17 protein-coding genes are annotated in these 17,011 nt (G+C 63.7%); 8 read left to right on the forward strand and 9 right to left on the reverse strand.

Annotated features, from left to right (window positions below):
• The first annotated feature begins 307 nt into the window (after positions 1-307).
• On the forward strand, positions 308-1,837 hold the full coding sequence (locus EYW42_RS09945; RefSeq protein WP_135535109.1) for a glycosyltransferase: 1,530 nt from the start codon (positions 308-310) through the stop codon (positions 1,835-1,837).
• Positions 1,830-3,134 carry a polysaccharide deacetylase family protein gene (locus EYW42_RS09950; protein WP_135535110.1) on the forward strand — a complete coding sequence of 435 codons (1,305 nt, stop codon included), beginning with the start codon at positions 1,830-1,832 and terminating at the stop codon, positions 3,132-3,134. The genes EYW42_RS09945 and EYW42_RS09950 overlap by 8 nt, the downstream gene beginning before the upstream one ends.
• Before the next feature lie 11 nt (positions 3,135-3,145).
• Here EYW42_RS09950 and EYW42_RS09955 read toward each other — a convergent pair whose 3' ends face one another.
• The 8 genes from EYW42_RS09955 to EYW42_RS09990 form a co-directional block, all read right to left on the reverse strand.
• Positions 3,146-3,376 (reverse strand): hypothetical protein, encoded by a 231-nt coding sequence (locus EYW42_RS09955; protein WP_135535111.1) that lies wholly within the window; start codon positions 3,374-3,376, stop codon positions 3,146-3,148.
• A gap of 94 nt (positions 3,377-3,470) precedes the next feature.
• Positions 3,471-4,310 (reverse strand): RNA ligase family protein, encoded by an 840-nt coding sequence (locus EYW42_RS09960; RefSeq protein WP_135535112.1) that lies wholly within the window; start codon positions 4,308-4,310, stop codon positions 3,471-3,473.
• Between the two features lie 88 nt (positions 4,311-4,398).
• Positions 4,399-5,370 carry a transcription initiation factor IIB gene (locus EYW42_RS09965; protein ID WP_135535113.1) on the reverse strand — a complete coding sequence of 324 codons (972 nt, stop codon included), beginning with the start codon at positions 5,368-5,370 and terminating at the stop codon, positions 4,399-4,401.
• A gap of 286 nt (positions 5,371-5,656) precedes the next feature.
• On the reverse strand, positions 5,657-7,690 hold the full coding sequence (locus EYW42_RS09970; protein WP_135535267.1) for a DUF7282 domain-containing protein: 2,034 nt from the start codon (positions 7,688-7,690) through the stop codon (positions 5,657-5,659).
• Between the two features lie 348 nt (positions 7,691-8,038).
• Entirely contained in the window at positions 8,039-8,341 is a 303-nt protein-coding gene (locus tag EYW42_RS09975) for a hypothetical protein (protein ID WP_135535114.1), read from the reverse strand.
• A gap of 55 nt (positions 8,342-8,396) precedes the next feature.
• Positions 8,397-8,672 (reverse strand): ArsR/SmtB family transcription factor, encoded by a 276-nt coding sequence (locus EYW42_RS09980; RefSeq protein WP_135535115.1) that lies wholly within the window; start codon positions 8,670-8,672, stop codon positions 8,397-8,399.
• A gap of 134 nt (positions 8,673-8,806) precedes the next feature.
• Positions 8,807-9,424 carry a ferritin-like domain-containing protein gene (locus EYW42_RS09985; RefSeq protein WP_237561305.1) on the reverse strand — a complete coding sequence of 206 codons (618 nt, stop codon included), beginning with the start codon at positions 9,422-9,424 and terminating at the stop codon, positions 8,807-8,809.
• Between the two features lie 344 nt (positions 9,425-9,768).
• Positions 9,769-10,053: a DUF357 domain-containing protein gene (locus EYW42_RS09990; protein ID WP_135535117.1), complete on the reverse strand. Its 285-nt coding sequence runs from the start codon at positions 10,051-10,053 to the stop codon at positions 9,769-9,771.
• A gap of 140 nt (positions 10,054-10,193) precedes the next feature.
• Here EYW42_RS09990 and EYW42_RS09995 point away from each other — a divergent pair, with 140 nt between their 5' ends.
• Positions 10,194-11,525 (forward strand): FAD-dependent oxidoreductase, encoded by a 1,332-nt coding sequence (locus EYW42_RS09995; RefSeq protein WP_135535118.1) that lies wholly within the window; start codon positions 10,194-10,196, stop codon positions 11,523-11,525.
• A gap of 97 nt (positions 11,526-11,622) precedes the next feature.
• A complete protein-coding gene (locus EYW42_RS10000; RefSeq protein ID WP_135535119.1) occupies positions 11,623-11,907 on the forward strand; it encodes a DUF7545 family protein in 285 nt (94 codons plus the stop codon).
• A 29-nt stretch (positions 11,908-11,936) separates the two neighbouring features.
• On the opposite strand, the gene EYW42_RS10005 is transcribed toward EYW42_RS10000, so the two are convergent.
• Positions 11,937-12,614 carry a 2,5-diamino-6-(ribosylamino)-4(3H)-pyrimidinone 5'-phosphate reductase gene (locus tag EYW42_RS10005; RefSeq protein ID WP_135535268.1) on the reverse strand — a complete coding sequence of 226 codons (678 nt, stop codon included), beginning with the start codon at positions 12,612-12,614 and terminating at the stop codon, positions 11,937-11,939.
• Positions 12,615-12,730: 116 nt separating this feature from the next.
• Here EYW42_RS10005 and EYW42_RS10010 point away from each other — a divergent pair, with 116 nt between their 5' ends.
• The 4 genes from EYW42_RS10010 (at position 12,731) to EYW42_RS10025 (ending at position 16,998) form a co-directional block, all read left to right on the forward strand.
• Positions 12,731-14,002 carry a Single-stranded DNA binding protein gene (locus EYW42_RS10010; protein ID WP_135535120.1) on the forward strand — a complete coding sequence of 424 codons (1,272 nt, stop codon included), beginning with the start codon at positions 12,731-12,733 and terminating at the stop codon, positions 14,000-14,002.
• A 55-nt stretch (positions 14,003-14,057) separates the two neighbouring features.
• The gene (locus EYW42_RS10015) at positions 14,058-15,737 is read left to right on the forward strand and encodes a hypothetical protein (RefSeq protein WP_135535121.1); all 1,680 of its coding nucleotides are present in this window, start codon (positions 14,058-14,060) and stop codon (positions 15,735-15,737) included.
• Positions 15,737-16,486, forward strand: a complete 750-nt coding sequence (locus EYW42_RS10020) for a metallophosphoesterase (RefSeq protein ID WP_135535122.1) — start codon at positions 15,737-15,739, stop codon at positions 16,484-16,486. Before EYW42_RS10015 ends, EYW42_RS10020 begins: the two co-directional genes overlap by 1 nt.
• 197 nt (positions 16,487-16,683) lie before the next feature.
• Positions 16,684-16,998, forward strand: coding sequence for a PadR family transcriptional regulator (locus EYW42_RS10025; protein WP_135535123.1), 315 nt, complete (start codon positions 16,684-16,686; stop codon positions 16,996-16,998).
• The last annotated feature ends 13 nt before the right edge of the window (positions 16,999-17,011 follow it).

Consider the following 17,011-nt stretch of genomic DNA (forward strand, 5'->3'; position numbering starts at 1 on the left):
GTGAGACGGAACGACCCCGCACTCGCGTCCAACTGGGCCTACCGACCGAGATCTCATACTGTCGGCTGTACCTTCGTAACGATACTCGGGCCTCCGGAGGGTCAGACATTCTCTAAGGGAGTACAGCCGACGGTATCAGCAACTGCGTGGACGCTGGGCTATCGGCGTTCGAGACACTCCTGCGCCATTATTTCCACCACATTTGTTGGAAACAATATGTGAATGATCTATAAACCAGCCCTACTAGCAAGTAGCATCTCTATTACAACAACGGAAGGAGTTGGGAACCTAATTACTGTACATTTACATGAATTCGCCAACAGATCAGTTCGGGGAGCGGCTTACGGAGACGACGCTTTTCGTGCTCACCGTTTTAGCGTTCGGACTCCTCCTCCATCTGCTCCCCCCGCCAGTCGTAGACATCTGCTTGCTGATCGGCGTTCTTGGCTTCCTTTACCACGTGTTTCTAACGTATTACGAGGACCGTGCTACGGGGCTCCCGTGGCCGGTTTCGGAGGTTCCGGTTTGGTGCGTTTTCGCTCTCCCCCTTGGCGGGACCATCTCCGCGTACGTGTTCGCTATGAACAGAAGTATCATCCAGACGGTGGTGTTCAGCGCTTTGCTCGTCGTCTTCTTCTACTTCTGGTTTATCCTTCCGGCGGCGTGGTTTCAGAAAACGCACGGTGGTCCGGCGAACGAGGACCGAGAGCCTCCTGACTCGACTCTCTCGGTACTCGTGCCGGCGTACAACGAAGAGGGATACGTCGGTCGGTGCGTGGAATCGCTACTGGATTCTCGCTATCCCGGGCCCACGGAGATCATCGTGATCGACGACGGGAGTACGGACGGCACCTACGACGAGGCCATCGCACACGCAACCGGTGACGTTACCGTCATCCAACAACCGAACGAAGGGAAATACTCGGCACTGAACACGGGACTCGAACGATCGACCGGCGACGTGATCGTTACCGTCGATGCCGATTCGGTCGTCGACGAGGACGCGCTCGTCCAGATCGTAAGAGACCTAGAGGCGGACCCAAACATCGGGGCCGTCGCGGGGGCAGTGAAACTGCTCCGCGTCCAGTCGCGTATCGAGAAACTGCAGGCGCTCGAATACGCACTCGGGATCAACACCTTTCGACGAGCGTTCGCGGCGTTAGGGTTCGTAAACGTCGTTCCGGGCTGTCTCGGCTGTTTCCGGCGGGCCGCCCTCGAAGAAGTCGGCGGATACGACGGGGACACGATGACGGAGGATTTCGACGTCACGATCAAACTCCTCAAAGCGGGATGGAACGTCGAGGCCAGCGACTCGCTCGCCTTCACCGAAGCGCCCAGAACGTGGACCGGCCTCTACAGTCAACGGCTCCGGTGGAGCCGGGGAAATATCGAGACGCTGGTTAAGCACAACGATCTGCTTCGCAGTAGGGAGGTGAACAATTTCACCGGCCTGCTGTTTCCCTATCAGATCGTTTCGCTCGTCGCGATGCCGTTTGCGACGGTCGTCATCCTCTGGACCATCGGCAGCCGACTCGCGGCGGGGAACATAGCGTACGTCGTCGCGATACTGGTGACGTTTACGCTCCTCCAGTTGATCGCGAGCCTCTTCGCGCTCGCGTTAGACGAAAACGATCTCTGGTTGAGCCTGTACGCGCCGGTCGTCGTAGTCGTGTACAAACACTTCATCGACGCTGTAACGCTCAAGTCGCTGTTCGATATCGTGAGACGGTCAGACAGAGCGTGGTCGCAAACCCGCCATCGCGAAACGGGGGTCAGCGGAGACCCCAGCGCCGTACAGAAAACCGAATCGCCGACGGTAGAGACCGATAATGACTGAACGCTCTCGGCGAGCGTTTCTCGGGACGCTCGGGACGACAGTGTGCGGGACGTTGCTCGCGCGTGAGGGGTTCAAACGGCTTCGCTCCGCGGGCGAGTCCGGTCCGCAGGACGCTGACCCGCCAGCGGTTCCTCCCGACTCGCTCCGCGTGCGCTCCTCTAGCCGTTCTATCGCTGCTCGACGCGGTACGTTACACGCTGGACTGAATTCGGCGGAGTCGTGGGAGCCAGTCGCGGGGAGCCTGTCACCCGAACGGGACTCTCCGAGGGAGGGGTCCGAGCCGATGCGTCTCGCTTCGAACTCGGCCGGGAAACGTCTCGGTTCGGACTCGGCCAGGGCGATCGAATACACGTTCGACACTCCGTTCGATTTTACCGAGTCTGGCCTCTCCTTCTGGGCGAAGTTCCTCGGTCGGCCGACAGCACCGCTCCGGATACGGTTGTTCGCCCCGGACGAACGGAACCAGTTGCTCGCAACCCGATATACGGCTAACTCGATGTCGAACGCCTGGTTCGGTATCGATGTCGGTCCGACTACCGAGGTCGGGTCGCCGGACCCGACGAACGTCTCTCGGATACAGATCGAAGTTGACGCCCGGGACCGGCCCCTTCTCCTCGACAGGTTCGAGACCAAGCCCGCGGCGAGGACCGGACGCGTGATGCTGATCTTCGACGATAACCGGGCAAGCGTCGCGAGCGCGTACGAGGAGATGCACCGGCGAGGACTCACCGGCGCGATCGCCGTGATCCCCGATCTAGTGGGCGACGGCGGCCATCTATCCGCCGATCAGCTTGCAACGTACCACGCTGACGGCTGGGACCTCGTTTCCCACCCGCAACTGGACAAACCGTTGCCTGCGTATTCGGAGGCGACTCAGAGACGGGAGATCATCCGCACGAAACGGTGGCTCGTTAGCCACGGGTACGAGGCGGGCGCGGATCATTTCGTCGCCCCGTTCGGAAAGATCGGCCCGAAGACGCTCGAACTGCTCGAGGAGTTCCATCACACGAACTATCTGACGACTAACGGATTGAACGACACGCCGCCGACGGATCCCCTCGCGATCGACCGGGTCGCCATCGACGACGTACAGAACGCGAAACGGCAGATCGAATTGGCGGCCACGTACGATAGGCTCGCCGTCCTCTCGGCGCACACGGTCGGGAACGCGGACGATCGCTGGGTCTCCCAAGACGGGTTTATCGACGTCCTCGACCACATCGAACGGTCAGCTGTCGAGGTCGTCACTCCCACGAGTTACTGGGAGACTGCCGCCGCAGTTGTCGGGTCCGACTGATACACTGACAGTCACTTCCCGCCGCGCTCGGCCGAGAGTTGAAGCTCCCCGTCCGCCGACGCGAGCGTGTAGGCCTGATCGGTCGCCTCGACCGCGTCTATGAGCAGATCGCCTAGCTCCGGGTCGTCCTCGAGGTCGATCGATTCGAGGATCGTTTCGAGCTGATCGTACACGTCGGCGATCTGTACCGCTTCGTTCTCCCGCAGGGCCGTCCGTGTCCGGCTGAGCGATCCGTTGACCATAGCTGACGATCAGTCCAGATAGTGTTAGTTATGGACTCTTTACTCCCGACAAAGGGAGGCGGTCGCTTGGCCGCTATCGCTCTGCAACGGGGTGTTAGCGCCGCTCGGTCACGAACTCCCGGGTCAACGCGGCGACGCCCGACCTGAACGCCCGGAGTTCGTCGTCGGAGGTCCCGGAGGAGAGTTCTCGGTGTTTTTCGCGGACGATATCCTCCAGCACCCGGTCGTAGAGCGAGTCGACGGTGACTGGCTTCCCATCGGCTTCGAGACCGTTCGCGATCCGCTGGAAGCGACGGTCGGTCGCCCACTCGCCGGCCAGTTCCTCGGCAGTGAAATCGACCGATGGCGACCCGTCCGCCGGTTCAAGGTTCGGAGCGGGTTTGTGGGCACGCAAACCGGTCTTGTTACGCAGTACGACGCCGGCCGCAGTCCCGTCGTACCAACGCGAATCGGGGATCGCGTATGTCTCAGGATCGAAATCGACCGCTCGAACCTCCTTCCAGAACGCGTTCACCGGCGTGAGCCCGAGTCGATCGAACACCTTCTCGGTCGTGTCGGGCGGGAGAAACGCTTTCTCGGTCCCCGACCAGATATCGTGACCCACGAACGAGGGGAGCCGATTCCAGTCGTAGTCGACGGCGCGCTTGTACGTCGACACGCCGAAAAACACCACGTCCTCGACGGAGTCGACGGCGGTCCGGAGAGCCGCTCGGTCGAGGCGCTCGCGAACGTGTCGGACCGTGTGCTCGTCGGGTGCAGGGATCGTGTCCCGGTCGAAAACATCGGTACGGTCGCCAAACTCGACGGTGCCGGATTCGGAGAGCCGGAACCGGAACTGGCCCCCGTCGATCCGTTCCTGTATCCAGAGATGTCCGCCGTCGAACAGTTCGGTCGGAGCGTCGTCGACGCGGGGGACGGGAGGACACGCTTTCATCGCGTACTGGGTACCACTTGACCCGAGTACTTGCTTGCTTCGGCGGGCGAAACGACGAGCGAAGCGAGTTGCCGTGGTTCCAGTCCAGTTACGCCATCGCGGCCGACGTTCCGGCGGCCTCTAACAGTTCCTTGTAGCGGTTCCGGATGGTGACTTCGCTGACGTTTGCGACCTCGCCGACCGCCGACTGAGTGACCTTCTCGTTGACCAGCAGTGACGCGGCGTAGACGGCGGCGGCTGCGAGACCGACGGGCGACTTCCCGCTGTGGATGCCGCTGTTGCGGGCGTCGTCGAGCAGGCGTCGCGCCTGTCGCTCGACTTCCTCCGAGAGGTCGAGGTCGCTGGCGAACCGCGGGACGTACTTCTCGGGGTCCGCCGGCTGGACTTCGAGGCCGAGTTCGCGCACCACGTAGCGGTACGTCCGGGTGAGTTCCATCTTCTCCACGCGAGAGACGGTGGCGATCTCGTCGAGGCTCCGGGGCGTTCCGGCTTGGCGAGCGGCAGTGTACAGCGACGCAGTCGCCACGCCTTCGATGGAGCGACCCGGTAGGAGATTCTCTTCGAGCGCGCGTCGGTAGATGACGCTCGCGGTCTCACGGACGCTCTTCGGGAGGCCGAGCGCCGACGCCATCCGATCTATCTCCCCGAGCGCCTGCTTCAGATTCCGGTCCTGGGAGTCACGGGTTCGGAACCGCTCGTTCCAGGTGCGCAGACGCTGCATCTTCTTGCGCTGGCGCGAACTGAGCGAGTTGCCGTAGGCGTCCTTGTTCTGCCAGCCGATGTTGGTCGAGAGCCCCTCGTCGTGCATCATCTTCGTCGTCGGCGCGCCGACACGGGACTTCTCGTCGCGGTCGCTGGAGTTGAACGCACGCCACTCCGGACCGTGGTCTATCTCATCTTCCTCGACCACGAGGCCGCAGTCTTCGCAGACGGACTCGCCCTGCGCGGAGTCCTGTCTGACCGACCCAGAACACTCCGGGCATACGTCTGCGTTCTCGTTTTCGTCCGCTTGTTCGATCTCTGTCTCGCCAGTGGTCGTACGGATGTTAGAGTCACTCATGATTGTGGGGGTGGAAACGACAACACGGGGGTAGGAACCAAGAAACCCGGATCGTTCTTCCTATCGGGAAAGACGAACGGCAGATATATAAGCCTTCCCCCTACCTTTATAAGTAAGCTTCTCCCTGCTTATGTATATGACGGTCTTTGATCGAGCATCAGTCATGACCGTTTCAGGGAGTGTCGGGAGAAAACAGCTACGTGGGGCGGAGCCGAAATCGGCTGCGAGTAACTCCCCGGGAAAAGTCACGAACAGGGAAAATCGGGGCGAGAAGCCGAACTGACAGTCAGATCCGACGGCGAAGGAGAAGAACGGAACCCAGCACGGCGAGAACGGCGAGCCCAACGCCGAATCCGGGTTGTCCGTCGCTCTCAGCGTCGTCCGTCCCGTCTTCGCCGGCGTTCATCTCGTCGTTGCCGCCGTCACTCATCGTCTCTTCCGTCGTCTGTGCGTCGCTTCCGTTTTCGTCATCCATGCTATCGCCGCCGTCGACCGTCAGAGCGGCGGCGTGAACCACTGGGCCGCTCGCGGCGACGTAGGGGCCGTCGTCCGCACCGTCCGTTTCGACGAAGTCGTAGGCCTCGTTGCTGTTCGAGTCAGTGTGTGGCATGGCGATGACCGTGCCGTCGTCCATGTAGTCGGTGTCGAGGGTTATCTCGACATCCGTGTGCGTGCCAGGTTCCAGGTAATCCGAGGACCCGCGGACGCTGTCGAAGACCGCTCCGTCGAGCAGCGACCCATCGTGAATCGTCACGAACCCGCCGTCGCGGAGCGTCACTTCCTCGACGACGACGGTTTCACCCTCGCTCGACTGGTCGGCGATACTCACGCTCGCTGGCACGGAAACCTGCGCGCTCTCCATGACGATGTCGCCGTTCGCGGTGACCGGACCGTCCGCGTCACCTTCCGAGTCGACGAAGTCGTAGGTCTCGTTGTCGTTCGTATCCTCATGCGCCATCCCGAACAGCGTCTGCGTCTCGCTGACCGGCGAATCGAGCGTCACCTCGACGTCGTGGTGGTGACCCGCTTCGAGGTACTCGGACGTGCCGAGAACGCTGTCGAAGACGGCACCATCCAGTAGCGTGCTGTCGTGGACGGTGACGAATCCGCCCTCGGAGAGTTCAACGGAGTCGATTACCACGGTTCGACCGTCGCTTGACTGCGCGTTGATGTCGACCGCGCCGGAGACGGTGACCTCGCCGTCGTCCATCGCGATGTCGCCGTCAACCGTGTACGGGCCGTCCTCCGCTCCCTCGGAGCCGGGGAAGTCGTACGCCTCGTTACCGTTCGTGTCCTGATGGGCCATCCCGAACAGCGAGTCGTCTGCGGTCAGTTCGTCGTCCAGGTGGACGACGACGTTCCGGTGGTAGCCCGGTTCGAGGTAGTCCGAGGTCCCGCGGATGCTCTCGAACACCGCGCCGTCCGCGAGCGTACTGTCGTGCATCGTCACGAAGCCACCCTCGGGGAGGTAGGTTTCCTCGACGACCACCGAGTAGCCGCCGGAGTTCTGATCTGCGACGGTCGTCGACGCGCCGGTGCCGACGGTGACGGCGGCCGTATCTATCACTGCGCCGCCCTCGTCCGTGCGGAAGGGACCGTCAGCGGCCCCGTCCTCCTCCACGAAGTCGTACACCTCGTTGTCGTTCGTGTCGCGGTGCGGCATCGGGATCAGCGTGTCGTTCTCGGTCACGCTGTCGTCCAGTTCGACGCGGACGTTCTCGTGAACGCCCGCTTCGAGGTACTCCGACGAACCGACGACGCTGCCGGTTACCTCGCCGTCGAGCAGCGTGCTGTCGTGCATTGTCACGAACCCGCCTTCGGAGAGTTCGACGCGGTCGACAAGGACCGAGTCGCCGTCGGTCGGCTGGTCGCTCATCGAGACGGACGCCGAGACAGTCACCTCGGCGGAATCCATCACGATGTCGCCGTCACTCGTGTACGGGCCGTCCGTCTCGCCGTTGCTGGAGACGAACGAGTAGGCGCGGTCGGCGTCCGTATCGCGGTGCGCCATGGCGAACAGCGTGTCGTCCTCACTGAGTGGTTCGTCCAGGTGAACAGTCACGTTCGTATACGTCCCGGCTTCGAGATACGCTGAACTCCCGCGAACGCTGCCGAGTACTGCACCGTCGCCGAGGCTACTGTCGTGGATGGTAACGAACCCACCCTCTTCGAGCGTTACCTCGTCGACGACGACCGTCTGTCCGCCGCTGGTCGTTCCGGAGAAGTTCACCGCCGTCTCGTCCGCCTGCTGAGACGCCGCGTTCGTACTACCTGTCTGGGTCGCGCCGGCCACACCGACCAGTCCGCCGCTGGTCACCATGAACGCCGCGAGCAACACTGCGAGTATGCGTTGTCGCATGAAACAGAGGAATTCGACCACTTAAAAGAGGATTTCCCGAACTCGGACCCAATTTCGTTCCTGTTCTGTTCGGTATCGGGCCCGAAGTCCGTGCTATTCGGTGATTTCGGCCACGGGCGCGGAGCGGATCGACCTACCGTTTCGGCGATGTGAAAATAGAGACGCTGAACGGTTCGGGAACGGTTCGAGACTGGTTCGGAAGCGGTGGGGACGAACTCGTCGGTCGTTTATACTGTCGGCTGTACCTTCGGAACGATACTCGGGCCTCCGGGGGGTCCGATATTCTGCAAGGGAGTACAGCCGACAGTATTAGTCCCAGGTCACCCAGAAGAGGAACGCGAGGGCCGCCACCTCGAAGACGCGGAGCAGGGTCATCGCTCGCTGGGCGATGTCGGGTATCCCCGAAACCCAGACGCTCAACACCGGATCGAGCATGTAGAGGTAGAGAGCGACGCCGTTCTCGACGAACAGCATAGCGCTAAACAGCAACAGACCGAGCGTGTGCTTCGACCGGAAGCGCCAGTAATTCCGGCCCCAGACGTAGCCCAACCCCAGCAAGAGACCGAGGTTAATCACGATCGAGATGCGAGCTACGTCGTACCAGAATGTCATCTATCCCCACCTTTCAGTCGATGTCGGTTATACTCTTTCCCAAATTCGCCCATAGTCACTCTACCTTCTCCAGTATCGTTTCGACAGTGTCCCAGTGATGCCGTACCTGGTCGGTCGGCAGGTATATCGCACCGTAGTCGTCCCCGCTGTTCTCGACGATGTCGTTGTCGCCCAGAACGTCAAGGTGGTGTCGAATCGTCTTGTAGTCGAGACCCAGATCGTCCGCCAGTTGGTTTGCGTTCCGTGGTCGCTCGTCCACGGCACGCAGGATGCGGGCGCGGTTCTCGCCCCCGCGGGTGCCGGTGAACACGTACCACAGAACGGCCTCCATTGGAGAGATAGAGTGTTCCCGCCCTTGTAAATCCCGCCGACAGGATCGATCAGCGGCTAAATATATACGGAACCCGGCCGAATCCGCTACAGACCAGAATTCAGAGGGGCTTGGTTCCGCCAGTGTCAGCTGTTTTATCTGTATCTACCGTAACCGCTGCCATCGCCGCCGTTATCAGTACCGCCGCGTCCGTTCCCGCCGTCGGCCATCCCCATCCCGTCGGGACACTCGACGATGAACCCGCCCGCCGCATCGAGTATCTCCTGCATCGGCTTCGCGTCGTCGAACGCCTCGGGGAACGGTATTGCCTCGTTCAGGAGGTTCAGATATGATGCGTGACGCGCTTCGACCGTCGCGATGGTCGCTCCGGTAGTCACCAGATCCGGGTCGTCTATCAACGCGATCGCACCGTTGTACGCCGCGACTCCCGTGTTCTCCAGCGTCCGAGCGATCGCTATGAACTCGTTGAAGGTACTGTATCCGAACTCGTACGTACATTCCGGCACCGGTTCGCCGCCGAGGTCTTCGATGGTGGCGGTCAGCGCTTCCGTGTGCGTTGCCTCGTGCCTCCCGATGCGGGCGATGTTGTCGTAGATGCCGTTACTGACGAAATCGCCGAACCGCTGTGCGGCGTCGGACTGTATCACGGTCTCTTCATCGAACGATGAGACCCCTTCGTCGTAGAACACGTCCTCCAGATGCTCCAGCGTGAGCGCGTAATTGAGGACGTCGACATCAGTAACTTCGTCCATTCCGCCGTCGCCGTTTCCGTTGCCGTGTTCACCGACGTCGTCGCATCCGGCGAGCGCAGTTCCGGAGAACGCACTCGCACCGAGCAGCGCGCCGGTCCCGGCCAGAAAACTCCGGCGACTACTGCCGAGGTCGTCGAGCGAGCCTTTGACGTTTGCGACGATTTCGTTCGAGGCGTATGGTCCTCGTCAGTTCTCTGTCACATTGTGATCTGCGTCGGAATCCCCTCCGATGCGTTACTACCAACCAGTGGCAGCCGTATACCGGTATTTTCCAGATGATGTTGCCGACGGCCAGTTCCCATCCAACTTCGACCCGCGCCCCGTCGGAACGCGAACAGAGACGTTCAGACGGTGAACAGGTGGCCCTCCGTCGGCACGTCGAAGAGGCCGATACGCGCACCGGCATCGAGCCAGGCGTGCCCGTACGAGAACGCGGCAAGCGCGTTGACCCGGTCGCCGTCGTCGCGGAAGTGTCTGCCGTCGTCGAGATACGACTCGGCCATCTCCAGGCACTCGGCGGCCGCCTCGCTCATCGCCGTGCCGTCCGGCGGAGCGATCTCTGCCTCCCCGAGAGCTTCCGCCAGCAGGTCGTGATACCGGTTCGTCTTCTCCGCTAAGTCCGCCGCCATAGTAGGTGCGAGAGGTTCGGGGAGCGTAAGCGCTTCGACCCTCCGTTCAGCGTCCCTGTGAGGCGTCTCGCGCCGCCGAGGTGGCGGAAACGCGTGATGACAACACAAGCTAAATACGCCACGGAGGCCAAGTATTTCGCATGAGTGACCGGCCCCACGTGGAGATATACACCAAGGAGAACTGCTCTTACTGCGAGAAAGCGAAAGACCTCTTCGACGAGAAAGGAGTCGAGTACGAGGAGTACAACGTGACGGGCGACGAAGAGATGTTCGACGAGATGGTCGAACGCGCTGACGGACGCCAAACCGCACCCGAGGTGTTCATCGACGACGAACTGATCGGCGGGTGGGACGACACCAGCGCCCTCGACGAGACGGGCGAACTAGACGAGAAGCTCGGGATCGCATCGGACGGTGACGACACGGACGGACCGGAGGAACACCGGAAACTGGTCATCGCCGGGACCGGCATCGCGGGACTGACGGCGGCCATCTACGCGGCGCGCTCGAACAACGACCCGCTCGTCATCGAGGGCGACGAACCGGGCGGACAGCTAACGCTGACGACCGACGTCGAGAACTACCCCGGCTTCCCGGAGGGGATCAGCGGCCCGGACCTCATCAACAACATGAAAGAGCAGGCCGAGAAGTTCGGGGCCGACACGATAAACGGCGTCATCGCCGAGGTCGACGACTCCTCTCGACCGTACCGCGTCGAGATGACGAACGGCGACGTGTACACGGCGGACGCGTTCATCGCCGCAAGCGGCGCGAGCGCCCGCACGCTCGGCGTTCCCGGCGAGGACGAACTGATGGGCTACGGCGTTTCGACCTGCGCCACGTGTGACGGCGCGTTCTTCCGCGACGAGGAGATGCTAGTCATCGGCGGCGGCGACGCCGCGATGGAGGAGGCCGACTTCCTCACGAAGTTCGCCTCGAAAGTGTACATCGCACACCGCCGCGAGGAGTTCCGCGCGGAGGACTACTGGGTCGACCGCGTACAGGAGAAAGTCGACGAGGGCGAGATAGAGATCCTGAAAAACACCGAACTGACGGAGATCCACGGCTCGGCTGAGGAGGGCGTCGACCACGCGAGCCTTGTCAAACACCCCGAGGGTCACCCCACGGAGAAACTCGACGATCCCGACGCCGAGGAGTTCGAGATGGATGTCGGGGCGGTGTTTCTCGCCATCGGCCACACGCCCAACACGGCCTATCTGGAGGACACGGCCGTCGAGATGGACGACGCCGGCTACCTCCAGACCGAGGGCGGCAAGGGCGGCGGCCAGACGAAGACGGGCGTCCCCGGTATCTTCGGCGCGGGCGACGTGGTCGACTATCACTACCAGCAGGCCGTCACCGCCGCCGGAATGGGCTGTAAGGCGGCGCTCGACGCCGACGACTACCTGGAAACGCTCACCCAGGCCGAAACGGGCGCGAGCGCGGACGGAGCGGTCGAAGCGGACGACTGAACGGTTGAGGCTCCGTGCCGAGGCCGCAGTCTCGGCTTCATCTTGAGGCGGACGACTGATCCAAAGACGGATTAGTCGGTCACCCGAACGTCAGGCCATGACGGACACTATTACGATCACGGTAGAGTCTTCGGACGACGGCACCGACGAGATCACGCTCCCCGAGAACCTCATCGAGATGCTCTCGGAGGGCGAGGAAGACGCCGCGACAGTCGTCAGCGATATCGCCATGTTCGGGTGCGCACAGCGGATCCACGGGGCTATCCACCACAGTCAGGGCGAACCGAGCCAGGAGATCCAGGACGTCGAATCGGAGACGATGGAACTGTTCGAGGAGCGCTTCGGCGCGACGTTCGAAGAACTGACCGGTCACGACCACTAAACGGGTTCTGACGACCGCTTTCGACTGCATCAAGTGGACGGCTGCTCCGCCGGCACCCACCGTAGGAGGACGCCGCCGTCCAACCGTTCGACATCCGCTAGCGACAGCGCCGGAAAGTCGTCGACGAACCCGTCGCCGTCCGCGAGCGTCGGTGCGTCGCGGCCGCCGATGATCTTCGGCCCGACGAACACCGTCAGTTCGTCGACGAGACCGGCGTCGAACAGCGAGAAGATGACCTCACCGCCCCCCTCGACCATGATCCGGTCGACGCCGCGGTCCGCGAGCGCCTCGAACGCGGCCGCGAGGTCGACTCGCTCGTCGCCCGCCGCGAGTATCTCGGCGCCGGCGTCGCGGAGGGCGTCGACCCGGTTCTCGGGGGCCGCGTCGCTCACGAGGACGTAGGTCGTCGCCGCGTCGTCGAGGATTCGGGCGTCGGTCGGCGTCCGCGCCCGCGAGTCGGCGACCACGCGCGAAGGATGCTCGGAGTTTCCCCGAGCGACGCGCTCGTCGACCCGGTCCGCGTCGTCGAGCGCCAGGTGCGGATCGTCCGCGAGAACGGTGCCGACGCCGACGAGAACGGCGTCGCTCTCGGCGCGGAGGCGGTCGACGCGGTCGAAGTCGTCCGGTCCGCTGATGGCGACCTGCTCGCGTCCGCGGTGAGAGAGTTTCCCATCGGCGCTCATCGCGGCGTTGACGACGACGTGCATGAGCGGTAGTTCATCCGCGTACAGAAAGCCGCTTTCGGTCCCTGTCCCCGTTCCCACAGTGCTTCGCCGCCGTTTCGCGCGAACCATTTTTACCCCGTCCGGTCGAATAGCCGGTGATGAGCTTAGACGATCATGCCGAGGAACTCGCCTCCAACCTCGGTGTCGACAAAGAGGAGGTCAAAGCGGACCTGGAGAACCTGGTGTCGTACAGCGTTCCGATGGACGAGGCGAAACAGAGCCTCCGCCGGAAGTACGGCGACGGTGGCGGCGGCAGCGACGGCCCGAGCGAGGTCAGCGTCGCCGACATCGAAACCGACGACGGCAACGTCACGGTGACGGGCACCGTCCTCACCCGGGGCAAGCGCTCGATCCGGTACCAGGGCGAGGAGAACGTCATCTACGAGGGCCGCATCGCGGACCAGACGGGCGTCATCGACTACACCGCCTGGGCCGAGGTCGACTTCTCGCCCGGCGACACCGTCACGCTCGGCAACGCCGGCGTCCGCGAGTGGGAGGGCGAACCGGAACTGAACATCAACGAAAGCACCACCGTCGCGCACGCCGACGAGACCCTCGACGTGGCCTACGAGGTCGGTGGCGACGCCGACCTGATCGACGTGCTGGTCGGCGACCGCGGCGTCAACGTCGAGGCCAGAGTGGTCGAGGTCGAGTCCCGGACTATCGACGGCCGCGACGGCGAGACGGATATCCTGTCGGGCGTGCTCGGCGACGAGACAGCGCGTCTTCCTTTCACTGACTGGGACCCCCATCCCGAGGTCGAGGAGGGCGCGGATCTCCGGGTCGAGAACGCGTACGTCCGGGAGTACCGCGGCGTGCCCTCGGTCAACGTCTCGGAGTTCTCGACGGTCGAAGCACTCGCCCGGGACGTGGACGTCAGCGCCGCTGCGCCGCGGATGGACGTCGGCGACGCGATAGAGAGCGGCGGCGTGTACGACGTCGAACTCGTCGGGAACGTCATCGCCGTTCGCGACGGGTCGGGCCTTATCCAGCGCTGTCCGGAGTGCGGCCGCGTCATCCAGAAGGGCCAGTGTCGCACCCACGGCGACGTCGACGGCGAGGACGACCTGCGAGTGAAGGCCATCCTCGACGACGGGACGGGGTCCGTCACAGCCGTACTCGACGAGGAACTCACTGAGACGGTGTACGGCGGGGACATCGAGGACGCCCGCGAGCAGGCCCGCGAGGCGATGGACCAGGAGGTCGTCGCGGACACCATCCGCGAGAACGTCGTGGGCCGTGAGTACCGCGTCCGCGGACACCTCTCGGTCGACGAGTACGGCGCGAACCTCGACGCCTCCGAGTTCGAGCAGAGCGCGGACGAGCCAGCGGACCGCGCCGCTGAACTGATCAGGGAGGTGGTCGCATGAGCGAACGTCGTGAGCGAATGCGATTACGCGGGAGTGTCACTCCGGAGGTGGTCGCATGAGCGAATCCGACGACGGCGGGCCGGGCACGCGCGAGGTCGCGTACCGCCTGTTCGCCGCGGAGTACGACGACGCCGACCTGGAGTTCTCCGAGAGCGACGAGGAGCGAGCCCCGAACTACGTGGTGACCCCGACGGGCGCTCGCGTCAACCGCCTGTTCGCGGTGGGCGTCCTGACTGAGATAGAGCAGGTCAACGAGGACGTGCTCCGCGCCCGAGTCGTCGACCCGACGGGCGCGTTCGTCGTGTACGCCGGGCAGTACCAGCCCGACGAGATGGCCGCGTTAGAGCGGATGGACCCCCCTGCCTTTGTCGCGGTGACAGGTAAGGCGAACGCGTTCCAGCCGGACGATTCGGACAGAGTGTTCACCTCGATCCGGCCGGAGAGCATCAACCGCGTCGACGACGAGACGCGGGACCGCTGGGCGGTCGCCACCGCCGAGCGGACGCTCGAACGCCTGGGGACGTTCGCGGACGCGCTGGACCTCGACGAGACGGGCGACGACCTGGAGGACGCCCTGCTTGCCCGCGGCGTCGACCCCGCGCTGGCCCAGGGCATCCCCATCGCGCTCGACCACTACGGAACCACCCGCGAGTACCTCGGCGAGCTATGGGACGTCGCCGTCGACGCGACGCGCGTCGTTGCGGGCGAGATAGACGCCGACGAGGTCGGACCGCTCTCGCTCGCGCCGGGCGAGGGCGGCGACGAGGCTACGGTCGAGTTCACCGTCTCGCAGGTCGATGACGAAGCGGTTGAGCCGGCCGAAACGGCTGCCGAGAGCGGAGAGCCGACAGACGAAGCGCCCGCCGAACCGGCTAGTGAGGGAGAGTCAGCGGAATCCGCCGGTGAGGAAGAACTGGCGGAGCCGACTGACGAGGAGGAACCGGCGGGGTCGACTGATGAGGAGGAACCGGCCGCCGCGGAATCCGGCGTCGACGGCGGGACGGTCGCCGACGCGGAGACCGCCCGCGACGCCGAGACGACGGTCGAGGACTCCGAGGACGCCAGCGAGGCGCTGGGAGACTGGGACGACACCGATGACGTCGAACCCGGACAGGAGACCGTCACCGACGAGGAGTTCGAACCCGAAGCCGACGAGGTCGAAGAGCGCGGAACCGGCGGTGCCGGCGACGAGATGTACGAGTTCGACGAGGAGGAACGCGAACAGATCGAGGAGGAGTACGGGACCGACTTCTCGACTGGAACCGAAGTAGGGGAACCGGGCGAGGCCGACATCGACGTGGGAAGCGAGGCACAACCCGCCGCGGACGAGACGAACGGAGACGCCGAGGAGCCACGAGATAGTGAGCCAGGCGAGCAGGCCGACGCGCTGGAGGGGACCAGCGACGAACTCCCTGACGACGATCTCGCGGAGGCCGCGGCTGAGGCCGGTGGCGGCGAAGCGGCCGAAGTCGATGACGAAGCGACCGAAGGCGAAGATGAAGCGGCCGACTCCGGCGGCGAAGTCGACGTTGACGAAGACGCTGAACTCGGCGAGACCGTCATGGACGTGATGGAGCAACTCGACGAGGGCGACGGCGCGCCGCGGGAAGAGATCGTCGCGGGCGTCGTCGACGGGACGGGGGCCGACCCTGCCGACGTGGAGGACGCCATCGAGGACGCGCTCATGGGCGGGCAGTGTTACGAGTCCGGCGACGACACGCTCAAGCCCATCTGATGGCGCTGGTCGAACCGGTTCCGGACGCGCCCGCCGCCGTCGCGGACCTCGGCGACGAGCGCGCGCTGGTGGTCGCCGACTACCACGCCGGTATCGAGGACGGTCTCCGGTACGAGAAAGGCGTCGACGTGGATAGCCGCGCCGAGGAGCGCCGGGACCGACTGCGGTCGCTGGTAGTCGAGACGGATCCCGACAGGATCGTCTTTCTCGGCGACCTGATGCACTCCATCGGAGACCCGGGCGGGGCCGAGCGCGGCGAAGTGGAGGTGTTGATCGAGTCGCTCCCCGGTGACCTGCCCGTGACGCTCGTCAAGGGGAACCACGACGGCGACGTGGAGTCGTGGGTCCGCGACGTGTCCGTGACGCCCGGTCACGGCGTTCGCCTCGGACGCGTGGGGTTCGCCCACGGACACACCTGGCCGTCGGCGGACGTGCTCTCGGCGGACGTCGTCTGCGTCGGGCACGAACACCTGTGCGTTCGCCTCGAAGACGAGGTCGGCGGGACCCGGGTCGAGCAGGTCTGGCTCCGCGGGCCGCTAAAGCGGGAGGCGTTCGCCGACAGTCGCTCGAACCTCGACTGGAACGACCCCGAACTGGTCGTTTTTCCCGCGTTTAACGGGCTCTCTGGAGGGACTTGGGTGAACGTGTCCGGCCAGCAGTTCCTCTCCCCGTTTCTGCCGGCCGGCCTCGCAGACGGGCAGGCGTATCTCCTCGACGGGACGCGCCTCGGAGCGTACCGAACCGTGTGAGCGGTGGGCTGTCGTCTTACTACTGCCGTCTCTCACGCGTCTGACCTTCTGAAAGGACGCCGAACCCCGCTACATACTGCGAATACCAGACCTCAGATCAATGTCTGACGCTCCACCAAATCATTTTGGTGAAGCCTTTACCCCCATTACCATTGTAGAGACATATGCCTTCGTAGGGGGGGCAGAAGGGGAATACAATGTACGATCTTACCGGATTCCAGCGAGATCTGCTGTACGTGATCGCTGGGGAAGACGACCCACACGGATTGGCAATCAAAGACGAATTAGAAGCCTATTACGAGACCGAAATTCATCACGGGCGACTGTACCCGAATCTGGACACGCTGGTGGATAAGGGCCTCGTTGACAAGGGCGAACTCGACCGGCGAACGAACTACTACGCGCTGACGCAGCGAGGCGAACGGGAGATAGAGGCCCGCCGCGAGTGGGAAGAGCAGTATCTGGACGAGCAGGAGGAACTGGAAGTCGGCAGAATGGCCGAAGCGGAGTGACCGCGGGAAACGC

The sequence above is a fragment of the Halostella pelagica genome (assembly GCF_004762015.1).
GTDB lineage: Archaea > Halobacteriota > Halobacteria > Halobacteriales > Natronoarchaeaceae > Halostella > Halostella pelagica.